At 63.0% G+C, this 289-nt stretch carries 1 protein-coding gene; it reads left to right on the top strand.

The window, feature by feature from the left end; genetic code table 11:
* Positions 1–289 (top strand): hypothetical protein (locus P0G09_RS20420; protein WP_275253597.1); only part of this gene is annotated, 289 nt, incomplete at both ends.

The raw sequence follows: 289 nt of genomic DNA, 5'->3' as shown, positions 1-289 counted from the left end.
CTGAAAGCCGGTCCGACCGGGTACACTTTGCGCATCGACGTGGGTGAGAGCGGTATCGATATCAGCGAGGCCACCTACGGCCTGGCGGTCAAGCTTGACGCGGCGGGCCGCAGCAACGGGGAGAGTAACCCCGGAACATGGGAGTCGAACGGCGTGGAGACCACGTTCGAGGGTTTTGACTGGAGCAGCAACGGCTGGACGGGTGAGGCGCTGAAGCTGACCAACGGTGCGAAAGCCGTCATCGGCTACCGGCCCTTTGCCACCGATGTGAAAAGTACGGGGCTGACCA

The organism is Faecalibacterium sp. DFI.5.82 (assembly GCF_029076575.1).
Classification (GTDB): domain Bacteria; phylum Bacillota; class Clostridia; order Oscillospirales; family Ruminococcaceae; genus Faecalibacterium; species Faecalibacterium duncaniae.
The sequence above is the reverse complement of the archived record's forward strand: the minus strand, read 5'-3'. Positions and strand labels throughout refer to the sequence as shown.